This window comes from Gorillibacterium terrae (genome assembly GCF_051594785.1).
Classification (GTDB): Bacteria; Bacillota; Bacilli; order Paenibacillales; family NBRC-103111; genus Gorillibacterium.
Map to the genome: position 1 here is coordinate 47,309 of NZ_JBPPGI010000006.1, position 22,322 is coordinate 69,630.

The window sequence follows — 22,322 nt, forward strand, 5'->3', positions numbered from 1 at the left end:
TTACTCACCGACCTTTCTCAGCAGCTTCTGCGTCAGCAGGTTGGCGCCCATCATCATGGCGAACAGCACCGTCGCGATCGCCGAAGCATAGCCCATCTCAAAGCGAATCGTCCCATAGTCCATCAGGTGGGTGACGATTGTATGAGCCGCGTAGTTGACGCTGGGGAAGCCCGCCAGCGAGATCGAGACATCCGCCACGGAGAACGCTGCCGTGATCTGCATGACGGCGCCGAACAGCAGCTGCGGCCGCATGGAGGGCAGCGTGATGAACCACAGCTCCTGCCAGCGGTTGCGGATGCCGTCGATCGCCCCCGCCTCGACCAGCGACGGGTCAATCGTCTGCAGGCCGGCGATGAAAGCGAGGAAGCTGGTTCCGAGACTCAGCCAGAGCTGAACGATGATGATGATCGTCATGATATATTTCTCGTTCGTCAGCCACTGAACCGGTTCCAGAATGGCTCCGATCTTCATCAGGAATCCGTTCAGATAGCCGTAGCGGTCGCCGGAGAAGACGACCAGCCAGATAAAATAGACGTTGCCTGCGATCGACGGCGCATAAAACACCAGCGTCATGAAGGCCCGAACCTTCGGGGACAGCTCATTGATGATCCAGGCGAAGACAAAGCAGGCGAAATAGCTGATCGGGCCGGTAATGACGGCGAACATCAGCGTATTTTTTACCGCGATCAAAAAGACGTCGTCGTTCAGCAGCAGCCGAGAATAGTTCTGCAGGCCGACAAACCGCGGAAATTCCAGCATGTTGAAATAAAACAAGCTGAGGATCATCGAGAACACGACCGGAATGACCGTGAAGGTGAAGAAGATGACCATGTAGGGGCTCATCAGGATGTAATAGTGCTTGTTCCGTTTGATCTCTCTCCACTTCATGGCCCGCCGGGTCGGATGGTGGATCGGCATGGAGCGGGGTTCAGGCCGCACGGATGGTTCTGCTTGCATCGTCAACCCCCCAAACTAATACGATAGATTGAACTCTTTGCGCTTAACGCCAATTTCGTCGTTGATGTACAGGATGTAATCGGACAGGGCCTCGCGCGGGTTCTCGCCCGCGTTCACGACCTTGCGGAAGGCATTGTCCAGATGGCGGCCGGTGAAATAACCGCCGGGCACTTGCGGAATTCCCTTCACATCCTGCCATTGGCTTTCCAGGTTCTTGTAGTCCTTGACCGGCCAAGGCAGCTCCTCGAGGGCTTCGATGTTGGCCGTCGGATAACGCGCGGATTCGCCGAGCAGTCCTTCCATCGCCCGACCGTAGGCGACCTGAGTCTCTTTGTCGGTCCACCATTTCATGAATTCCCAGGCCGTTTGCTTGTCTTGCGAATTATTCAGCAGCATCGCTCCGACCGTACGACTGGCTACCTCATGGCTGACGGTTCCGTCGGACTGGACCGTTCCGGGAACGACGGTGAAATCCCACAGCCCTTTGATTTCCGGGGCCATGACCTTGAGCGAATTATAGGTCGTGTAATCGGCGATGCCGATCGGCATCTCGCCCGTCCGGAACCGGTTGGGGAAGTCGGCGATCAAAGGGAACTTATAGCTCGTGTAGAATTGCGTCCACTTCTTGAACACCTTCATGGAAATGTCGGAATCGAGCGCGCTCCGCTTGCCGTCCTGCTGGTAGAACGAGCCGCCGTTCTGGTACAGGAACATGGCGAAGGTGGCATTCGGGGCGAGCGTCGCATTGTTCGTCGGATTCTCGATCGGCAGCCAGAAATCCATGTTGTGCTTTTGCAGCACCGAGATCAGGTTGTAAACATCCTGCCAGGTCTTGGGCGGAGTAAGGCCCAATTGGCTCAATACGTCCTTGCGGTAGAACAGCATCGGGAAGGTCTGCTGCTCGGGCAGGGCGTATACCCCGCCGTTATAGCGGTAGGGCTCGAGGGCGCTGTCGCGGAACCGCGAGGCCACCTCCTGGAAGTCGGGAAATTGGGTCAAGTCGGCGGCCGACTTGCGCATCGCGTAGTTGACGGGGACATCTTCCCCGATCTGCAGAGCGACATCCGGCCCTTGGCCGGCAAGGGTCGCCGGGAGCAAAATATTGCCGGGAACAAGCCGCAGCTGGACCGAGATGTTCGTCTCCGGCGTGAAGGTATCGTCGATCAGTCCCTTCAGCGCCTGCGCCTGGTCTCTCGCCGCCGTCACCCACACCGTGACGGAACGTTCTCCCTTCTTGGCATTGCCGATGCTGTCGTAATCCTGTGTATAGGAGGCGAACAGGCCGCCCAGCTCGTGCTTTACCCGGGAGAAGAAGGAGGCCTTGGCGGCCGGAAGCTTCGCTCCCGGCGAGGAGACAACCAGATAATCGAGCGTCAGCGGCTGCTGCTGTACGGTCAGAATCCACGTGCCGAGACCGCCCACGTTGACCTTGAACGAACTGAGCCGCTTCGCCACCGTATCCGGGTTCGCCGTCATTTCGTTCAACTGGGTAACCATCGTATAGAGAACGGACACCTTATCGCTCTTTTCTCCGGTGGATTGCTCCAGGTATTGCGCGACGCTGCCGATGATCTCGGCCTGCCGCTTAAAGGTATCCACCAGGTCGGGGATGCGCTTTTCCAGTTGGTAATCGCGATACGGGTCAGGCGTATTCGAGGTGATGACAAGAATCTTCCGGTACATCTCATTCAGCTTCAGAACACTGGACTCGATGGTCTGCACCAGCGGGGCGACGTCGCCCATGGTGACCGTCAAGCGAATGCGATGCGTGCCTTTGGTCAAATGGAACAGGTAGGGAGTGTCCGGGCCGCCGAGCACCTCCATCTCCCAGCCCATGTTGTAATCAAAGCGCAGCCGCTTCATCTCCTCAAAGGGGTATTCCCCATCGAGGGTGAGGCTCCGTGTGGCGTAAATGCCGCGTAGCTGATCCTGCTTTCGCTTCAGGGCGATTTGATACAAACCGTCCTCCGGTGCATCCACCGTCCATTCGATCCATTGACCGGGCAGCTTCCAGTTGACGCCGCCGATGACGTTCATGCGGATCTTGGAGACATGGTACGGAATGACCGAGGGGTTGGACCGATCGGACAGCGGGTACAGGGTCGGAGAGGATTTCAGGGCGGCCTCCTCCGCCTGGATGAGAATGGACTGATCTTTAACCGGTTGAAGTCCCGCGGCTTCATAGCCCGCCTTCGCCTCGGCGTAGGTCGGGACAGGCTTCTCCTGGTACAGCTCGATGTAATCGATCGCCATCGGTTCCCGCTGGGCCTTCAAGGTCAGCCGCCGGGTTCCTCCGTCGAAATAAAACTGGTAGGGCTCCTCGTACAGGCCTTCGCTGTCGGCGAAGGCCGCGAGCTGCCAGCTCGGCTTCTCCACTTGCCTGGGGCGGATATCGTTGCCCCGGTCGTCGCGCTTGATTTCGGCATCGCGGTTGCCCCATAGCCGGGAGAACAGGATGTTCCCTGCGCTCTTGAACGGCAGGGCCCCGTCAATCCGGACCTCCCGCTCGACGGCCGAGCTCTTGCCCTCGATGGGGTAATAATGAATCCGCAAATTGTAGAGACCGGGCCGGTCAATCTTCACGTTCCAGCTGACCGAGCCGGTATCCGGCGTGAGCAGCGCCTTTCCGTCCAGTCCTTCGTACCCGTCGGCGACCTCGAATCCGTCTCCCTCGGTCTCCGCGAAGCTTTCGCCCTCGACGCGAATGATCGGTTCCGGATGATCGGCCGTCGAATGAGCAGCCCGATAAGCGTCATAACCGTCCTTGGCTTCACTGTCGATAACCGGCGTGAATAGGCCCGTAGCATGGGCCTTCCCGTGAGACGACCGGCCCGATGGATAGAATGTCCAGGCGGACGCCAGCAAGGCCACAATGGCGAGGATGGCGATGGTGCGTTTCCTCTTTCCGAGTTTCAACTCTTCTCCCCTCCAGCAGCAAGAGATCCTTAGGATAGAAGCAGTCCCCATTTTTAGAAGGAACCTAAATGGGGACTGGCCAGCCTGTTCCTCTTATTTTTTGTAAACCTCGTCAATCGCCGCTTGCGCTTTGGCTTTGTACTTCTCGATGATCGTCGAGGGAGACGTTCCGCTGTTCAGATCGGCGTTGATTTCCCAGTACGGGAACTTCGGATAGGCTCCGTGCTCATAGACGATGGCGTTGGCCGAAACTTGGCGAATGTTGTTGATATCGTCTTCGCTGGACAGCACGCTTTCGTAATAGGACTGTCCGGGATAATCGTCCACCGATTGGATATCGTTGATCTTCTCCCAGATATAGATCAATTTGTCCGGGTCTTTAACGGACTTGGGAATCGTCAGCGCCTGGTACAGCATTTCGCCGGTGTGGTAATTGGTTGCGCTCGGTCCTTTCGGGAAGGGAAGGAAGCCCAGCTCGTAGTCCTTCATGTCCTTCTTGTAATCGTTCACTTGATAAAAGGCGCCGGCGACCATCAGCGTGTTGCCCTGCCGGAAGAATTGACCCGGCTCCTGCCAATCTCCGCCTTCGGTCGGGCGGTAGACCTTTTCGGTAGCCAATTTGTTCAGGAAGTTAAACGACTGCACCGTCTTCGGATCGTCGAGCGTCTGCTTGTCGCCCTTGGCGAGCGTCGCTTCATTGGAGTACAGCGCCGGATCCAATACCCCATTGTTGGCCAAGCCCCAACGGTCCAGCTTGCCGTCGTTGTTGGTGTCCCGGTTCGCCGACTTTGCGACCTCGATGAAGGTATCCCAGTTCCAGGTATCGTCGTTCACATAGTCCTGCAGGGACTTCAGACCGAGCTGCTTCATCAGCGTCTTGTTGTAGATGATACCCGAGCCTCCGTTCCCCGGATCCTCGGTGAAGGCGTAGCCGCGTCCATTGTACGTGTAGAACTCGTTGGTAACTTTCATGTTGAATACTTTCTCATTCTTCACATATTGGTCCAGCGGCCACAGCAGGTCTTGCTTGACCAGCGCCGGGACCGTATAGTTTCGGCCCAACCGCACGATGTCGCCGATCGGTTCGCCGGCCAGCAAGGAAGCGGTCACTTTCTTTTCGTACTCGTTGTAATTGATGTTGACGTATTCCATCTTGAAGTTGTGCTTCTTCTGCAGGGCCTCCAGGTTCTTCTTGCGCTGAATGTTGTCCGGGTTATCCTCCGGAATCGTCATATCCCACCAAGCGACGACCTTGATCACCCGGCCGCCCATGTCGAAATCCATATCCGGCGTGCCTTGGCTCGTCTCGGCCGGAGCCGCGCTGGCGCTTTCGCTGGGTGCTGCGGACGGCGCGGGGCTGGTCGTTTCTTCCCCCTGCTTGGTGGTAGATCCTCCTCCGCAACCGGCCAAGGAAGCGGCTAAGGATAAACTGACGAACAGCGCAGCGATCGGTTTGATGCGCATCGATTTTCCCCCTCTAGGTTTGGATTACAGGCAAAGTGTAACGCTTTCAAAAATCCTCAACAACCTGCCTTCCTTCAGCTGTTCACCCGTCAATCTATAGGTTTAAAAAAGCTCGAAATTAACTTTGTTCAAAAGGTAAACAATTGCACCCCATGCAAAGAGATGCACATTGATCTCCTTCCAAAAAGGCAGACATAATAGAACCACAATCGATTCGAGGAGCGGCCGCCCTCTATTCCTACTGGATGACTTCACCGAAAGCGAGGCTGATTCAGTTGCATCGGATCTTGCTGGTAGACCCCAACGATCAATCGCGGGAAACAACGAGGAAAATGCTGGACTGGACGAAACACGGGTTCCTCCTCCAGCAGGTTGTAAACAACACGCCCGATGCCCTGGCTCTGATCGAAACCCGATCCATCTCTCTCGTTCTCCTCAATATTAAGCGCTTACATTCGACGGGACTGGACATCTGCTCCCAGATTCGGCAAACGAGCGACATTCCGATCGTTCTGCTCGGCGGAGCCCATGATTTTAACCTTGCAAGGAAAGCGCTTACTCTTCAAGTAAAGGAATATTTGCCCGATCCGGTTGAACCGGAAGAGCTCTCCGCCTGCCTGCGGAGTCTGAGGCGTGAGCTGGAGGATTCCCTCGACGCGGAGCCTATCCCCGCGACGGATCTGCGCTGGCAGCGGCATCCCCAGGAGAGCATCGGGGAATTGATCCAACAGCTTGTGCAAAACGAACTGCACCGGAACATCTCGCTCAAAAAGATCGCCCAAGCTCTGCATTTCAATTGCGCGTATCTGGGACAGAAGTTCAAACAGGAAATGAACATATCGTTCAACGATTATTTGCTCCAGCAGCGCATGGAGCGCGCCAAGCAGCTGCTCCAGAGCACCGACCTGCGCATCTATGAAATCGCCGGAGAGGTCGGCTATACGGAAATCGACTGGTTCTACCGAAAGTTCCGGGAGTATACCGGAACCAGCGCCAACGATTACCGCAAGCGCATCTCCGTGATTGCTTGAGCGGAACCCTGTGTTCGAGGAACAGGGAACCAGCCGCCTTTAACCGGCAACCCCCGAAGGCCAATCGCCTCGGGGGTTGCCGCTTTCTTTGGTTCATCCCGCCGTTCGTGACACCCGGACGGCTGGCTTACAGGGCCGGAAGGGCTACCCGAGCGGGCGGCCATGCGCCGCCCTGCCCGCCGGGTCGCAGGTATCCCGGTATTCCTGGGGGGTCATGCCCGTCTCCTTTTTGAAGAAGCGGGTGAAGGAGTGGGCGGACTCGTAGCCGACGGCGCCGGCCACCTCGCGCACCTTCAACGATTCGTCCCGGAGCAGCTCGAATGCTTTTCGCAGCCGGCTTTGGTCGATGTACTCCGACAGGTTGATTCCCCGCTCCTGCTTGAAATAGCGGGACAGGTACGTCGGATTGAAATAGCTCTTCTCGGCCAGGCGGACCAGGGATAGATCGGCATTCAGGTTTTCTTCGATATACGTGCAGAGCTGGTCGATGACATAGGAGGGGGGCTCCTCCTCCTGTTTGACGGAGAAGATGCGGCCGGCCACCCGAGAGAGGTACTCAAACGCCTCCTGCAGCGAGGCGTGGTCGTCGAGCCGCATCAGCTTGCGGCACTCGCCGACTTCCCGAAGCAAATTCCGCCGATTGATCGTCGAGAGCAGCAGCAGGGCGATCGAATAGTAGGCTTCGCTCCGCCGCGAGGCGGGAAAGTATTCTTGGAGGACACTGTCCCTGACTTCCTTCAGCACTTCCTCGAATTTCTCTTTCCCGTTCGCCTCCAGATGAGCCCCGAGAATTTCGAGCTTGGGCCCCAGCCGAAACTCCTCCTTGACAGCGGATTCGGACGTTCCTGCCGCCCCTTCCAAGGCGGGGCGCTCCAGGACGATCATCGGCAAGTCCCCGCCGCCCTTCGCTTGCTGCAGCTGGCGAAGACGGTCGTACTGCGCGGTGATCGCCTGCCAGCGGCAGGGGACCCCAATGGCAAAGCTTGCGGTCACTCCCACCGATTCCAGACAAGCCTCCTGAACCAGCTCCAGGGTTCCCTCCAGGTATCGAATCAACCGAAGCCCGCCGTCCTCTCCCTCCTCCCGGGCGGGCTGGATAAACCAGACGGCATCCCCGTACCGGTCGAGAATGCCGACCCGCCGGACCGATCCGGACAGGTAGGACTCCCAGATTCGTTTGGAGGCGATCAGAAGCCGATTCCGTTCCCGATAGGCCGCGTTCGCCGGATAGGCGAGCCTCCCCAGCACCAGTACGACCGGTGCGGCCGGGTCCAGCTCAAGGCCAAGCGACTGGAAATCGTCCAGCAGCGTGCGCTCGTCACAGGGAACCGGGCTGTCCTGCAGCAGATCCAGGAGATAGTTCCCTTGGGTCAGCAGCCTCAGGGCAAGCTCCTGCTCCTTCGACTGCTCCTGCAAGCGGGCGAGCTGATGGTCGCGGCGAATGTCCCCGATGGCTTCTTCGACCGTGCGTATGACCTTGTCGTAGCCTTCGGTTTTCAGCACATAGCGAATGCCGGGGAGCTGCATGGCCCGATAAGCGTAATCGAACTCGCTGTATCCCGTCAGGAAGATCACCTTGCAATGCGGCCAATGGGCTTGAATCTGTTCGGTCAGCTCCAGCCCATTCATCCCCGGCATCCGGATATCCGTCAGCACGAGGTCGATGCGGGTTCGATTCATCCATTGCAGCGCTTCCCTGGCGGTATAAGCCTTACATACATCGAGTTCATCCGGGTTGAAGCGGGCGAACACCTCGTACAGGCTGTCCGTTATGATTTCCTCGTCATCGACGATCAAGAGACGATAGAGCGTCATGCGTCTACGCCCCCCTCGGCTTCTCCGGCTCTTCCGCCGCTTCCCGTCTTCTCCGGCAGTTCCCGATCCGTCCATGCCTCTCGTCCGATGCGGACCGTCACCTTCATGCCGCCCAGCTCGCTTCGGGACAGGACCAATCCGCTCGGCTCTCCATACACGAGCGCAATGCGCTTGTGTATGTTGATCAGCCCGGTAATCTCCTGCGACGGGCTCGGGTTCGTCAGCCGATCCCGCAGCGCTTCGAGGGTCGCGTCGTCGGCCATGTTGCCGTTGTCTTCCACGACGATGCGCACCTCGCACGCGTCCTGCTCGAACGTGATGCGCAGATGCCCTTCCTCCGCCATCTTTTCCAGGCTGTGTTCATACGCATTCTCGATGATCGGTTGAATGATCAGCCTCGGCACGAGCAGGTCCTCCATTTCCTTCGGCAGCTCGTCGAACTGAACGGTGATCCGCCTGGAGAAGCGGAGCTTCTGAATTTCCGTATACATGCGGGAATGCCGAATTTCCTCGCCGAGTCTCACTTGATCCTCGCCGTTGCGGGTGATGAAGCGGAAGTACTCGCCCAGCATGTTGGTGAACTGCTCAATCCGGTCGACATCGCCGACTTTGGCCAGGGAATTGAGAATGAAGAAGCTATTGTAGAGAAAGTGCGGGTTGATTTGCGACTGCAGCTGCTTCAGCTCCGCCTTCTGCATCATCAGCTTTTGCTTGAAATCCTGATCGATCAGCGCTTGAAGCTTCCCCAGCATATGGTTGAAACGCGTGTACAGGTAGCCGAACTCATCGGTTTGGTCATGCTTGATCGGGATATCCAAAGTGCCCTCCTCCATTCTTCGAAAGCTCCGAATCAGCAGCAATAAAGGTTTGTGAACCAATCGATACGTCGAATAGGAATAGAGAATGATGGCGCCGATCGTCGAGGCGGTGAAGAGCCAGGCCCACAGGTTGAACCACCTTAGCGGCTTGCGCACCAAGCCTTCGGGCAGACAAGTGGACACGGTGAGCCCGATCGATTCGGAGAATGCCGTGTCGATAGAATACGTCCGGCTGTCCATCTCAAGCACAAAGGAGCGGTTGTCGGTTCCTTTAAACCGGTCGGCATAGGCTTCCAGCATTCGCTCGGTTTCCGCATCGCTCCCCAGGAAAAAGCCCGACCTCCGCTCCGTCAGAATGGAGCGGCTTTCCGGATACACGTCGATTTGATGCAGCGAATCCCGCAGCATCTGCGTATCCAGCTCGATCTGGACGACGTAGAGCGGCGGCTCGTCCTTCACCCCGCTTCGCTTGAAGGCGCTCAGATGGAGAGCGTCGCGGTAACGGATCAGCCGGCTTCCCCCGGTTTCATTGAGTGCGCTGAAAAACCGGAAGCTCTCGCTGTCGAAATCGTTGACGGCTGCGGCGGCCGACACCGACTTGCGGATCGGACGGATGTACACCACGATATCCTTGACGTAGGCATTGCTGCTCTTGATCGTGGTCAACCGGTGCACCAACCGGTTCAGGCTCGCCCGGCGCTCGACATTGTCGGTCATCTCCCAAGCCACGGCGAGCTTGTTCAAGTCGCCGTCCTCCAAGATATCGAACTGCTGCAGCTCCATCCAATCGATCTCCCGGTTCAGGTCCCCCAGATAGTCGGCCAGCTGAACCATGGTCGTCTTCGACAGATTGTGATTGGCATTGCCGTAACTCCAATTGTATAAGTAGATCCCCAGCAGCAGCACGGGCAGAATCACCAGCAAATGCACGATGACCAGCCGGACGAAGAGGGTTTTACGGAAGGGGGCATTGTTCAGCACGCGGACTCCTCCATGTCATGGCTTGGTTGCATTCGTTCCGTGAGCTCTTTCCGCTGCCCAGCGGTTAACTTCGTCCGTGATTTGATCCCCGCCGAGCTTGCGCCATTCCTCGACGAACCGGTCGAATTCATCGAGGGAATGGCCCATGATAATCCGGATGTACGCCTCGATCTGCAGCTCGTTTAACACCGACTGCTTTTCCAGCATGGTTGCCGTCGGACTGCCGACAAAGCTTTCGTACAGCAGCTGGCGGTTCTTCTGGTACTGATCGAGAATGGCGAAGGCGCCGGTCTCGCCGTAGGTACGCTCCCACCCCCATCCGGATTCCGGATTTCCGGTTCCGCTTAAGTACGCGTCAATGTTTTTGCGAATCGCTTTGGCCTCGTCGTTGAGTCCCGAGAAATTGTCCGTGCGGCGGGCCTCCGCCAACTGCCGGTAGGCCTCCAGATTTTTCTCGACGGGGGCGGGGGTCACCGGCGACAAGCTCCAGACCGGCAGCGGCGTGCTGTAGTAGGCCCGGTAGTTGGCGGTCTTCCCCCAATTCTTTTCCAAATGGAGGTTGAACAGCTTCACGATCGCCTCGGGATGCGCATAATCCTTCCGGACGGCAAAAAAGGTGTTTGTGGCAAACGGCAGCGGAACCCGAACCGGCACCCCTTTCTCGGCAACGAGAGGAAACGCTTGCCACTGGGCCCGCGGGTTCTTCTCCCGGCTCGGCTGGACCCAGAACGAGCTCCACTGCTCGCCGTACAGCATGCCGATTTTCCCCGCTGCCGCATCCGCCTGGACCTTGGCGCCATCCTTCAGGCTGAACTCGCTGTCGATTTGGCCGGCCCGGTACAGGCGTTGGAGCGCTTCCAATCCCGCCTTCACTTCCGGTTGAATCCCGCCGAACTTTAATTTGCCGGAGGCATCCGTCAGCCAAAGGTTGGGATAAGCGCCGTAACCGGCCATGAAGCCGGCGATGCCCGCAACCGGGTCCCACAAGTATTGGGTGAGCGCAAGTCCGTACGTGTCCGCCTGTCCGTTGCGGTCCGGGTCCTGTTCAGCAAACGCGCGGGAAACCGCGAGCAGCTCCTCCATCGTGCTTGGAGGCCGAAGCCCCAGCGTATCCAGCCAATCCGTCCGAATCCACAAAAACTTGGCGCCTTCGATGGAAGAGCCCGTCTGGGGGATGCCCATCAGCTTACCGTCGATCGTTGCCGCGTCGAACGGCCCCGTTCCTTCCTGGCTGAGAATCCGCTTGGTCAGCGGAGTGGCAAAGCGGTCGTAGGCGTCGGTCAGGTCCTGAAGAACTCCCTCATTGCTGAGCTGCCTCAATTGTTGACCATTCACCCGAACGACATCGGGGATGCGGCCGGTCGCGAGCGAAAAGCCCAATTTCTGATAGAAGGTATCGCTCTCGGCCGTCCAATCGTATTGAATCCGAATGCCCAGCATCTGCTCGTAAAGCCGGCTCCAGCGGTTGTCCTCCAAGGTCTCGTAGGAGAGCTGGTCGATCAGACTCTGCAGGCTCGAGCTGCGTTCCCGCACGAAGCTGAGCACAATGGGCGGATCATACCGGCCGAGCGGGGAAGCCGAGGAGGCATTAACGGCCTCCGATGGAACCGGATCGGGCGGGGTACGGGCCGCTCCGTCGTGAAAGCAGGACGTCAGGAGGACAATCGCGGGCAAGACCGCCGCAATCGGACGCAGTCGGGCAGGAATGAAAGAATTCATGGGGTGCCTCCTGTTTCGGCGTAGGGTTGGGAGAAGCGGGAAGAAAACGGAAAGCAGCAGGGAAGATGACATCCTCTTCCCTGCTGTGCGATAAGGAACCCGGTTAAAGCGGTCATTTCAACTGGAGCAAGCCGTATTGCGAGGTATTCTGATACGAGAGCCCCGATCGGTCATTCCAGATGGCGATGCTGTCCCGAACACCGTCGTCGTTCGCATCGTCGTTCACCTGCACGTCGAATCCGATCTCGGCCCCTGCCTTCGGCGGCTCACCCGGCCAAGCGATGGCCGCCTCCACGAGATAACCGGTCGCCGTCCGCTTCACGGCGGAAACGAGATGATCCGCCAGCTTCTCGGGGTTGACCGAGACCTCGTTGGCAAAATTGATCCGATATTGCCCATCGTCGGCCTCGAACACGTCGGTCTTGCCGTTGTTCGGGTCCAGGAATACCTCCACGGAATCCTGCTCCCACGGGTTGGCGCTGCGCTTCGAAAGCCCGGCATCGGATACTTCCGCCAGCACATACAGGTGCCCGGCATCCCATAGCACCCGGACCTGAGCCGTCGCGCCGCCCGTTCCGGCGACCCAGCGGCCGGTCGAAAGCCCGCGGGCTTTCTTCCAGACGGTATCGACGGTTCCGTCAATGAGCGGTGTCCCCTTCTTCGCCGTAGCGGTCTGCGGTCCATCGGTCAGGGTAAGGACGCCGAGCCGGGAAGGATCGGCATCCTGGGCTCCCGAGGGATCGTTCCACGAGGCGGTTCCCCCGCCGTCCCGATCCGTGAGCCGAACATCGAAGCCGACCGTCCGGCCGGTGGCCGCTTCCTCATACGGGATGGCCGCCTCGATGCGGTAGGCTCCGCCGGTTAGCTCCGCTGTGTCGTATTTGGCCGATTTCTCTGGCTTAGGCGGTTTCCCGCCGCTGCGAAGGAAAGTGTATTTTACCATATCGGACGAGGATGCGGACGTGCGGCCCGGATCGCGGTCGACAAAAACTTCAACCCGGTCTTCAGCGTTCACGGACGAATCGGACACCTCGACATTCACATACAGCGTACCGGATTTCCACAAGGCCTTGAACTGGCCGATGGTCCTGCCCGACTGAAGAACCGGATACGACGGCGCCCACTTCCAGTCGACCTCCGCCTCGCCGTCGATCTTCGGACGGCCGGCCGGAGCCGACGCCTGCTTGGTTTCCACGGGCACCCGGCTCGGATCGACGAGCGCCCAATAGGCGTACTTCGCCTGCAGCCGTTCGTCGAACAACAGCGGCCAATTGTTCCGATGGACGGGGAAGGTACGAAGCCAGGTGTTCAGATCGTCCTTGCCCCAAAAGGTAACCGAGGTGATCTGATCCCGGTGCTTCTTAAACACCTCGAAGAGCTCCTTGTACCGGTTGGCCTGCTTCAACTGAAGCTCGAGCGGAAATGTATCGTACGCATCGGTATCGCTCGTGTACACACTCATGTCCAATTCGGTGATCTGCTGTTCGATGTTCAGATCGCGAAAGGCCTCGATCATCTCATCCAGCTCCGGCATCGACGGGTATTCGATGCCGATGTGCGTCTGATGGCCGACTCCGTCGACCGGAATCCCCTTGGCCCGGAGCCGCTGGATCAGATCATGCAGGAATTGCCGCTTATCGGGCATGTTGGTATTGTAATCGTTGATGAACAGCTTGGCATCGGGATCGGCTTCGTGCGCGTATTCAAACGCCTTCTCGATGTATTCCTCCCCGGCAATCTGGTACCAGAGGCTGTTGCGCAGCCCGCCGGGGTTGCGGTCCCCCGGCTCGAGGACTTCATTGACGACGTCCCACGCATAAACCTTGCCCTTATACCGCCCGACCACCGTATCGATGTGCTGCTTCATCCGCTGAAACAGCACCTCCTTGCCGACCAGGTTGCCGTTGTCATCGCGAAAGACCCAACTGGGCGTTTGGGAATGCCAAACGAGCGTGTGGCCGCGGAAAGCGATTCCATGATTCACGGCAAAATCGACGATCCGATCGGCTCGGGTAAAGTCAAACTGCCCCTCGCGCGGCTCGGTCGCATCCCATTTCAGTTCATTGCCGGCCGTTAGGCTGTTGAAGTGTTTCTCCAGCAGCTGTGCGTCCGGCCCATCCGGGTCGGCAATTTCATTCACAAGCACGGCGGCCCCCAGCTTGAAGCTGCCGGCGAAGACATCCTTCAGCGAAGGAATGTCCGGTTGAATTTCAAGGGGAACCGGGTCCGCCTGGCGTTCGATCTGCACGTCGTCGAGATAAAAGTCCAGAGCGGGATGCTCCGACGACTCGAAATACACGGCCAGCTTCTCGGCCGGATGAACGAGCGGGTACTGCCCCGTCACCTTGACCCAGGCTCCTGCCGTCACCGTGGCCGATGCGATCCCTTCATAAGAGTCGGCACCGTCCGTCGTCCGCTGGACGGTCATCGATATCGAGGCGTCCGGCGCATTCGCCGGCAGCCGCAGCCAGGCCGAGAGGGTATAGGTTTTGCCGGTTACGGCGATCCGGGTCACATCGAGCTGAGGACCGTGCCAGCCCTGCGTTCTCCCCGTGACCTCGAGGCCATAGGCACCGCTATGGGCGGCCTCTGCCGATGCCTGCAGGGTCTCGACGCCGCCGCGTCCAACCCAGCCCTGCACCGCCCCATCCTCAAAATCCGCGACGATCCGTTCCGGTGGATCGGCCGTCTCCGCCTTCGTCTGCTTCGGCTGTGCTCCCAGCGACAGGGTCATCGCCGCGAATAGGGCGATCAGCCCCATTCGGATTGCAAGCTTGAATCGGTTTTTTCCCATTCGGCCACCTCGTCTCCCTCGAATCGAATTGGGTTTGCAGCATCCAACCACCTGTGTCCTTATCGATTTTTGCAGCTTTCTCTCGGGCGGGGGCAACGATCGGAGGGGTCCCTCGACCGCCTCCGGAACGATAGCTCAACCGTCGGGGGATTCCGTATCCGGCGGGGACAGTACGATCTGGCCATTCACGAGCTCCACCCGCACGCGGCTGCCGCCCTTGAAGCCGGGCGCCTCGAGATAGCCGGCGGGAATTTGCAGCCGTCCCGCCCGGTCCAGGACCGTATACTCCGTATGGGTCTCCGAGTCCGGCTGGGCGTCCGGCTGATTGCGGCCGTCCGGTTCCTCCGTCGAGGACGTGCGGCGGATCAGCTCTGTCGACGTCTTGCCGTCGCGAATGCCGACCACGCGGTCCACCTGTCGGGCCAGCAGCGGATCATGGGTGACGATGACGATGGTGATCCCGAGCGTTCGATTGAGCGACCGGAACAGGTCGAGCACCTGATGCGTCGTCGCCGTGTCGAGGGAACCGGTCGGTTCGTCGGCCAGCAACAGCCGCGGCCGGTTGGCCAAGGCGATGGCGATCGCCACCCGCTGCTGCTCGCCGCCGGACAGCTCGCTCAGCCGCCTGCCGGCCCGGCTGGAGAGGCCGACCGCCTCCAACAGCTCGAGCGCCCGCTCCCGCCGCCGCTTGCCGCGCAGCAGAATGGGCAGCTCCACGTTCTCGACGGCGGTCAGATACGGCAGCAGATTGCGGGCATTGTTCTGCCAGACGAAGCCGACCGTCTCCCGTTTGTAGACGACCAGCTCGCGTTCCCGGAACGCGAGCAAATCCTTGCCGTCCACCAGCAGCTTGCCGGCGGACGGCTTGTCGAGGCCGCCGAGCATATTGAGCAGGGTCGACTTGCCGCTTCCGGAGTTGCCGATGATCGCCATCAGCTCCCCCTCTTCGACCTGCAAATCGAGCCCTTGCAGGGCGACGACCTCCAAGTCCGCCGACTTGTAAATTTTGACGAGCCCTTCGCAATGAATCATGGCTACTCCTCCCCGAGCTTCAGCGCCTGGGCGATCCGAACGCGCGACAGCCGATAGCCCAGAATCAGCAAACCTGCGATCAGCATACAGCCGACACTGCCAAAGAGCTGCAGGGAATCGCTCAGCCGCCGGACAATGGAAAACGGCAGCACCTGCTCCCGGGTGGCGAACGACAGTTCAAACAAAGGAACAAACAGGCGGCTGACCAGGCGGCCGATACCCGCTCCCATGAAGACCGCAGCGACGGAGGTGAGCAGCTGCTCGCCTACCATCATGCCGATGATCTGGCGAAACGGCATGCCCATCGCCCGAAGCACCCCATACGACAGCGTCCGCCCGGACAGCGTCAGAATCCAGAAAACCAGAAATCCAAAGAAGCTGATCGACAGCGAGATGACAAAGCCCAGCGTGAGGATGCCGTTGACCGCCAAGCGGAACGGATCGCTCCGGGATTGCAGCAGTTCCTGCCTCGCGTCCCGGAAGGCGGCGATCTTGACCTGCCGTTTCTGAAGCTGATCATAGACGGTTTGCTCCGCCGCGCCGTCCTTCAGCTTGAGCCAGACTTCGTAAGGCTCAACCGCCAGCCGGTTCTGAATGGCGGACAGATGGCCGACGATCAGACGGGACGGGTCGCCCTCGCCTCCTCCCCCGCCGCCTGAGGAACGGGAATTCCAGCTCGGCCAGTAGTCGATGACACCGTAGACCGTGAAGGTCGTCTCGTCCAGACCGTCCCAGCTGACCCGGATCGGATCTCCCGGCTTCAGTTCGGCCGAATCGGCCAGCGAGCGGGAGATCAGCACCGCCCTTGGGTTCGTAGCGATCAGGTTCAGATAGGCGTTGATCGGGTAGTTCAGCAGCTCGTTCTTCATCCACGCCGTGTTGCCGAACGCCTGCGTGTCGATCCCCATCAGCGTCGTTTTTCCGGACTTGTTGCCGCTCACGTTGCTGAACCGGGCACTCTCCTTCTTGAACACCTGGGCGACCGCCTCCACGCCCTCGAGGTTCTGAAACGGCTGGAACGGCGGCTCCTTGTACTGGACCCGCTGGGCCGCTGACGCCGTTCCTCCCCCGGCATCCGATTGCGGCGGCTGCCCGGAGCCCGAGGACCACGACGGCTTGGCGTCGCTTTCCCATCTCGTCTTCAAGACGATGTCGGCCCCGGCGGAATAGCGGATTTGGCTGTCCAGGTTGTCGTTGATCGTCCGGGCGGCATTGGCGCTGAACAGACCGGTGGCCACCGTCATGATCAAGAACACCTGCAGGGTCAGATATTGCCCGGACGAGCGGCTGACCGTAATCAGCGTATGGTAGAGCGAAGGCGGCCAAATCCTGCGGCCGAGCCAGAACAGCAACCGGACCAGCCACGGGTAGAGCCGCAGCACGAGGAGACCGCCGCCCAGCGCGAACAGCGCCGGCATCAGGAACAGCAGCGGGTCGATGCGCAGGGCGTCGGAATCCAGCGCCAGCCGCTTCAGGTCCTCCTGACGCTGGTGGAAATTGGACAACAGATAGAGCGACAAACCGACGAGGAGGATATCCAGACCGGTCTTGTGCCAGAACGACCGCTTGGTCAGCCGTGCCGTCTGCCGCTTCTGATCCACGATGCTGGCTCGCGTGGCCGCCAGCGCCGGAATCAAGGTCAGCAGGATCGCTCCGCCTACGGCCAGGGCGGCGATGCGGTAGGCCCCGCTCGTCAGGCTGACCTCGAGAGCCGAACGGTCGACAAATTCCAGGAAGCCGTTGGCCGCGCCAAGCACCTTGGTAAACCCGATGCCGAGAAACGGACCGACCCCCAGAGCGGCCAGGCCGAGCAGTAGATTTTCCAATACGTACATGCTCATGATCTGCAGGCGGCTCGCTCCGCGACTGCGCAGAACGGAGATATCCGTCTTCTGCCGCTGGACGATGAGGTTCGCGGCCATGTAGAGGTAAAAGCCCAGCAGCAGCATGACGGGGGAATAGAGCGACAGCAGCAGCAGGTCTAGCTTCGCCGCCTTGCCCTGGAAGGACTGGATGGTCTTGATGGCAGGGATGTTCACCTCGGAGGAGCCGATCTTCCCGAGGAAATAGCTGCGCAGCCCCCGGTCGGCCTGAATGAACGAGTCGATGCTTCCAACCTTCAGCTGCCGATAATCGAGCGCAAGCCGCCACTCCAAGCTGGCTACCCGCGCCTTGCCTCCCTGGGTAAACTCACGTTCGAATTGCCCGAACGGAATGAGGAGCCCATCGCTGTTGTCTTCGGTCCGATAAGACAGATAGGGATCGGCGTCCGGATCGGTCGCCATGACGCCGACCGGCATCACGCGCAGGCTGCCCTGATCGGGCACCTCCACGGTCAGCTCGGCTCCCAGCTGACGCTTGACCTTAAATAAAAAATCCTGGGTAACCAACGCCTCAAGGACATCGTCGGTCCGATCGACGGGCATTCGTCCCTCGAGGAGCTTCACCCGCTTTTCCATGTCCGACAACGCCTGAAGCGTACCGACGGTCTTCTGCGTCAGCCGCTCCCGCTCGGAAGCGTCGGCACCGTAGACCTTCATCCGCTGAGTGGTCCTCTGCCGGTAAAAGGAAAGCTTGTCGAGCCCCGTGCGGACCGGAAGCGCTTCGACATACCGGTCGGCCTTGGCGATCGCCTCCGCCGTCTTCTTGTCCATGACCTCCGAAGCATTGGTCGTGCTGACTCGCACGAAGCCGGGGTATATCCCGTTCTGAAGCTGCGTCTGCTGAACTTCGCGAATCAGCGTCCGCTGCAGAATGGCCTGGGAATAGAGCGGCATGGAGCTGAACAACGCCACGCATACAGCCAGTCCGGCCCATAAATTGAGTTGCAGCCACTTGTTGTTGGCCATCTTGCGGAGAATCATCGTCCACAAGGCCATACGCACACCTCATCCCGCGCCCGGAATCCGGGCCTTAATAATCCGGTCATTGGTTCAGAATGACCTGTTGGCCTTCCTCTACCCCGCGTACAACCTCCACCTGCGTAGGCGTGATCAGCCCGACCTCGATATCGGTCTCCTTGCGGCGATCCCCTTCCAGGGTCTGCACGTAGTAGCGGTCCATATAGGAGCGGATCGCTCCCCGGGGCAGCACGATGACGCCGCTCCGCGTTTGCAGCGGGATGCTGATGTCCGCGACATCGCCGACGTGAACATCCGCCGGTTTATTCTCCATGCTCACGTACAGGGTGGTGGCATTGCGGTCGGATTTGGCCTTGTCCGTGGTGAGGGGCGCATTGGCCGGCGCCTGCAGCACCTTGCCTTTATACGCCTTGCCCTTGTACTTCAGGCCGACGGGCATGCCCGCCTCTACCGGCAGCAGCTCCTTGGCGTCGGACACGGTATACGTGAGCTGCAGGCTGGACGGATCGGCAACCGTGACGATCGGCTGATAAGCGGCGACGCCGTCGCCCTCATTCAGCGTCTGAACAAAAATCACCGTTCCGCTGATCGGCGAATAAAGCCGAGCCCCGGCCAACCTCCCCTCCATCGAGCGCAGCTGAATCTGTTCCCGCTCCAGGTCGATCTGGCGCAGGCGCAAGTCGGTCTCGTTCGCGCCGGATGCCTGCGCCTGCCGGTACAGCAGCTCCGCTCGCTCGACGTTGAGCCGCTCCAGCCGAAGCTGGACGTCCAGGTCGCCCGTCTCCAGCTCGGCCAATAGATCACCGGCCTTTACGGAATCGCCGAGCTTGACGGTCATCGCCTTCAGTCGGCCGCCGGACTCCTTGAACGAAAGTGCCTCGACCTTGGCCGAGACGAACGTCGCCGTTCCGGTCAGAGCCGTCTGGATGTCGCCTTTCGCCGCTTGGACGACATCGTATTTTTCCTCGGCGGGCTGCACAAGCGGCGGCTGCAGCTCCTTCTCCGCCGGAAGAAGCGTACAACCGGTAAGCCCGGGTAGGACTGCAGCCAGAAGGATGGCGCACCAGATGGAGCGCCTCCCTCTAGGTAAAGGAACCGGTACGGGTCGTTTGCGATACAATTTTCCCATCCTCCAATGCGATAACATGATCGACCAACTCCATGATTCCCGGGTCGTGGGTCGTCAGGAGAACCGTCATGCCCAACCGGTCCACCAGCTCCCGAAAGACGCCGATCACCTGCAGGCCCATCCGGCTGTCCAGTTCGGCGGTCGGTTCGTCCGCCACCAGCAGCTTCGGTTCATGCACGATCGCGCGGGCGATCGCGACGCGCTGCTGCTCGCCTCCGGACAGCTCCGGCGGCCGGTGCTTCATCCGATCCCGCATGCCGACGCGGTCGAGCGCCTCCTCCGCCGCTCCCCGGCGGGATTCGGCGGCAATGCCTGCGATGCGTAGGCCGAACTCGACATTCTCATAGGCGGACATGAGCGGAATCAGCCCAAACGACTGAAACACCAAGCCCATCTCGCGGCGCCGAAGTTCGTGCCGCTCCTTCTCGGACATCTCCCTGATCCGCCGACCGCGAAAGGTGACCTCTCCCTCCGTCGGCTCGTCTAGCGCGCTCAGAATATTGAGCAGAGTCGTCTTGCCCGAGCCGGACCTCCCTTTAAGCGCCACCATCGATCCGGCCGCAACGGACAACTGAATATCGGCCAGCGCGGTGATGCGGGCATCGCCCCTGCCGAACACCCGCTTTACGCCGGATGCGGCCAGAATGGGCGACTCGCTTGCTGCTTGATCGCACTGCTGCCCGGCTACTTCCACGGTCTCCGCCTCCCTGTCTGTTCCAACCAAACTTTACCGCGCTGAGCCCGGATGCCACAACCTGCCGATCGCTTCCTAATCACCTGCGGACGTATAGAAATTGCAAAAAGGCTGCCGATACCAGGCAGCCTTGCTTCCTTGCATGCATAGAACACGGGCGGTACAGATGGGTTTAAGCGGTTTAAGCGGCTCAGCCCACTGGGATAAAGCGGCTCGTCTCTGGGATAGAGCGATTCATTCCGCTGAATGTCTACCACGAATCTTTGGTGCCCCTCCCCCTTCGGAGGTTAGGGGACCGTCACTTCCATCGCCACGCGGGCCAGATCGGGGTTCACATCGCGGTCCTCGGTCAAATCCAGCACCGGGCAGCCGTCGATATCGAAATGCACGCGGCGGATGCCCGAGGACCGCGGCCCGTTTACGCCCGGCCGGGCATGATAGGCGTTCCATACGTCTCCGTCGTCGTCGATGACGTAGGAGTTGTGGCCGGGGCCGAATTCGCCCGGCACGCTCCGCGAGGTCAGCAGCGGATAATTGCCCTTGGTCCAGCTGGCGGGGTCCAGCAGATCGGCCCCTGCCTCGGCGGTCAGACAGCCGACCACGTAGGTGGCGTCGACGGCGGCGCTGGCAAAGGTCAGGAACAGCCGCCCGTTGCGGATGAGGGCGAACGGCCCTTCGTCGACGAACGTATGGTTGTTGGCCCAGCCGTAATCGGGCTTGGTCAGCAGCACCGGATCGCTCGCGAGCCGCCACGGCTCACCGGGGTTGAGCCGGGCCATGTAGATCCACGCGCCGAGATCGACCGGCAGGAACTGCCGCTCCGACCAGGCGGCGTAGTATTCGCCGTTCCAGAGGATGACGGTCATGTCGAGGGAGATGACCTTCCCGGCTTCGCACAGATCGGAGCCGTCCTTCCTGACGACGCGCCGCGGTTCGGACCAATCCGCCGCGCAGACGGGATTCCCTCCCGCGCACAGCTTCATCACATGCGATTCCTCGAAGAAGAATTCGCCTGTCGTCGCCGCATGGAAAATGTACAAATCCCCTTCGATTACATGAAATTCGGGCGCCCACAGCAGACCCTTAATGTGCTCATACGTCTTCGTGTCCAGGAGCAGGGTTTCCTCCGCGTGAACCAGGCCGGGGATCGTGTCCGCTTCCCGGATATAGAGCGTGTGATTGGAATCGGCATCGTTGGTGGCGATGAAATAATACTTGCCGTTCCATTTGGCGATGCAGGGATCGGCCCGATTCAGGGCAACCGGGAAGGGATACGAGTCCTGGTGGATCGTTCCGGCGGTTCGGTACGTTCCCGGGCGGTTCCAGTCGATGCCGGACAGGTCCCAATTCACCTTCTTGGTATGCGTCGTTCCGTCGCTGTACAGGGCTTCCACCCGGACGGCCGCGACCTCGTCCGGATGGCCCGCAACGATTCGCTCCGGCAGCTCATTGGCGACATGTACCGGAACGGTGAGCTTGCGGACGAGCCGCCGCCCTATCCCGCCGGGAACTTCGAGGACATTGCCCGGGACGATGCCCTCGATGTCCGATGGTACAAGCGGCAGCGGCACAGCGTCCCCCGGCTCCGGCGGCAGCGCACCGTCCAGCTGGAACGGATCGGCCGTCTTGCTCCGGTACCAAGCTCCATCCTCGTCGCACCAACGCAGGACATACATCTTCTCCGCTTCGTCGTAGTCGCAGACTACCTTAACGGCATAGGCATCCGCCTTCAAGGCGATGAGCCCGACTTCTTCGTAGTGCAGTAAATCCTTCGAAGCGAAGAACAGCACCGCGCCTTGGCTCTGTGCGTCCCGTTGCCCGTCCGCTTCCGTGCGCACCGCGACGACCCCGAAGGTTCCGTCTGCGAGCCGGAACAGATACGGCTCCTTCAGACTCTTCGCATTCAGCGTCCCGTCTTCGTTGTCGGTGGCGCGGGCGAACAGCACACCGCTGTTGTGGTTCAGCGCTTGGAAGCCCGCACCGTCTTCGCTGTAGGCGAGGTGCATGCTGTAGGCCAGCTTGGGCGCATATAGAATGTCTTCCATCGGCTCTCTCGTGTAGCAGAGGACGACTAGCGAATCCTTGATCATGGTGTCGTTCATTTCTCCATC

The 22,322-nt window shown here is 60.0% G+C and carries 13 protein-coding genes; 1 reads left to right on the plus strand and 12 read right to left on the minus strand.

Annotated features, from left to right (window positions below):
- From ACSEXS_RS18850 to ACSEXS_RS18860, 3 genes are all read right to left on the minus strand, one after another.
- Complete coding sequence (locus tag ACSEXS_RS18850; protein WP_438435049.1) at nucleotides 1-918, minus strand: carbohydrate ABC transporter permease; 918 nt, start codon at nucleotides 916-918, stop codon at nucleotides 1-3.
- Nucleotides 919-972: 54 nt separating this feature from the next.
- Nucleotides 973-3,873, minus strand: coding sequence for an extracellular solute-binding protein (locus ACSEXS_RS18855; RefSeq protein ID WP_438434795.1), 2,901 nt, complete (start codon nucleotides 3,871-3,873; stop codon nucleotides 973-975).
- A 93-nt stretch (nucleotides 3,874-3,966) separates the two neighbouring features.
- A complete protein-coding gene (locus ACSEXS_RS18860; protein WP_438434796.1) occupies nucleotides 3,967-5,337 on the minus strand; it encodes an extracellular solute-binding protein in 1,371 nt (456 codons plus the stop codon).
- A 245-nt stretch (nucleotides 5,338-5,582) separates the two neighbouring features.
- Between ACSEXS_RS18860 and ACSEXS_RS18865 the strand changes: the two genes are divergently transcribed.
- Nucleotides 5,583-6,368 carry a response regulator transcription factor gene (locus tag ACSEXS_RS18865; RefSeq protein ID WP_438434797.1) on the plus strand — a complete coding sequence of 262 codons (786 nt, stop codon included), beginning with the start codon at nucleotides 5,583-5,585 and terminating at the stop codon, nucleotides 6,366-6,368.
- Between the two features lie 144 nt (nucleotides 6,369-6,512).
- On the opposite strand, the gene ACSEXS_RS18870 is transcribed toward ACSEXS_RS18865, so the two are convergent.
- The 9 genes from ACSEXS_RS18870 to ACSEXS_RS18910 all read right to left on the minus strand — a co-directional run bounded on the left by ACSEXS_RS18870 (nucleotide 6,513) and on the right by ACSEXS_RS18910 (nucleotide 22,313).
- On the minus strand, nucleotides 6,513-8,183 hold the full coding sequence (locus ACSEXS_RS18870; protein WP_438434798.1) for a response regulator: 1,671 nt from the start codon (nucleotides 8,181-8,183) through the stop codon (nucleotides 6,513-6,515).
- Nucleotides 8,180-9,982 (minus strand): sensor histidine kinase, encoded by a 1,803-nt coding sequence (locus ACSEXS_RS18875; protein ID WP_438434799.1) that lies wholly within the window; start codon nucleotides 9,980-9,982, stop codon nucleotides 8,180-8,182. The genes ACSEXS_RS18870 and ACSEXS_RS18875 overlap by 4 nt, the downstream gene beginning before the upstream one ends.
- A 15-nt stretch (nucleotides 9,983-9,997) precedes the next feature.
- Nucleotides 9,998-11,701: an extracellular solute-binding protein gene (locus ACSEXS_RS18880; protein ID WP_438434800.1), complete on the minus strand. Its 1,704-nt coding sequence runs from the start codon at nucleotides 11,699-11,701 to the stop codon at nucleotides 9,998-10,000.
- Between the two features lie 112 nt (nucleotides 11,702-11,813).
- On the minus strand, nucleotides 11,814-14,495 hold the full coding sequence (locus tag ACSEXS_RS18885; protein WP_438434801.1) for an endo-1,4-beta-xylanase: 2,682 nt from the start codon (nucleotides 14,493-14,495) through the stop codon (nucleotides 11,814-11,816).
- A gap of 135 nt (nucleotides 14,496-14,630) precedes the next feature.
- Nucleotides 14,631-15,527 carry an ATP-binding cassette domain-containing protein gene (locus ACSEXS_RS18890; protein ID WP_438434802.1) on the minus strand — a complete coding sequence of 299 codons (897 nt, stop codon included), beginning with the start codon at nucleotides 15,525-15,527 and terminating at the stop codon, nucleotides 14,631-14,633.
- Nucleotides 15,528-15,529: 2 nt separating this feature from the next.
- Nucleotides 15,530-18,406 (minus strand): ABC transporter permease, encoded by a 2,877-nt coding sequence (locus ACSEXS_RS18895; RefSeq protein WP_438434803.1) that lies wholly within the window; start codon nucleotides 18,404-18,406, stop codon nucleotides 15,530-15,532.
- Between the two features lie 46 nt (nucleotides 18,407-18,452).
- Nucleotides 18,453-19,508, minus strand: a complete 1,056-nt coding sequence (locus tag ACSEXS_RS18900) for an efflux RND transporter periplasmic adaptor subunit (RefSeq protein WP_438434804.1) — start codon at nucleotides 19,506-19,508, stop codon at nucleotides 18,453-18,455.
- On the minus strand, nucleotides 19,471-20,211 hold the full coding sequence (locus ACSEXS_RS18905) for an ABC transporter ATP-binding protein (protein WP_438434805.1): 741 nt from the start codon (nucleotides 20,209-20,211) through the stop codon (nucleotides 19,471-19,473). The genes ACSEXS_RS18900 and ACSEXS_RS18905 overlap by 38 nt, the downstream gene beginning before the upstream one ends.
- 287 nt (nucleotides 20,212-20,498) lie before the next feature.
- Nucleotides 20,499-22,313, minus strand: a complete 1,815-nt coding sequence (locus ACSEXS_RS18910) for a family 43 glycosylhydrolase (protein ID WP_438434806.1) — start codon at nucleotides 22,311-22,313, stop codon at nucleotides 20,499-20,501.
- Between the last annotated feature and the right edge of the window lie 9 nt (nucleotides 22,314-22,322).

Coding starts and splice junctions, on each gene's coding strand:
- ACSEXS_RS18850 (WP_438435049.1), bottom strand. CDS start 918: ATGCCGATCCACCATCCGACCCGGCGGGCCATGAAGTGGAGAGAGATC.
- ACSEXS_RS18860 (WP_438434796.1), bottom strand. CDS start 5,337: ATGCGCATCAAACCGATCGCTGCGCTGTTCGTCAGTTTATCCTTAGCC.
- ACSEXS_RS18865 (WP_438434797.1), top strand. CDS start 5,583: ATGACTTCACCGAAAGCGAGGCTGATTCAGTTGCATCGGATCTTGCTG.
- ACSEXS_RS18870 (WP_438434798.1), bottom strand. CDS start 8,183: ATGACGCTCTATCGTCTCTTGATCGTCGATGACGAGGAAATCATAACG.
- ACSEXS_RS18880 (WP_438434800.1), bottom strand. CDS start 11,701: ATGAATTCTTTCATTCCTGCCCGACTGCGTCCGATTGCGGCGGTCTTG.
- ACSEXS_RS18885 (WP_438434801.1), bottom strand. CDS start 14,495: ATGGGAAAAAACCGATTCAAGCTTGCAATCCGAATGGGGCTGATCGCC.
- ACSEXS_RS18890 (WP_438434802.1), bottom strand. CDS start 15,527: ATGATTCATTGCGAAGGGCTCGTCAAAATTTACAAGTCGGCGGACTTG.
- ACSEXS_RS18895 (WP_438434803.1), bottom strand. CDS start 18,406: ATGGCCTTGTGGACGATGATTCTCCGCAAGATGGCCAACAACAAGTGG.
- ACSEXS_RS18910 (WP_438434806.1), bottom strand. CDS start 22,313: ATGAACGACACCATGATCAAGGATTCGCTAGTCGTCCTCTGCTACACG.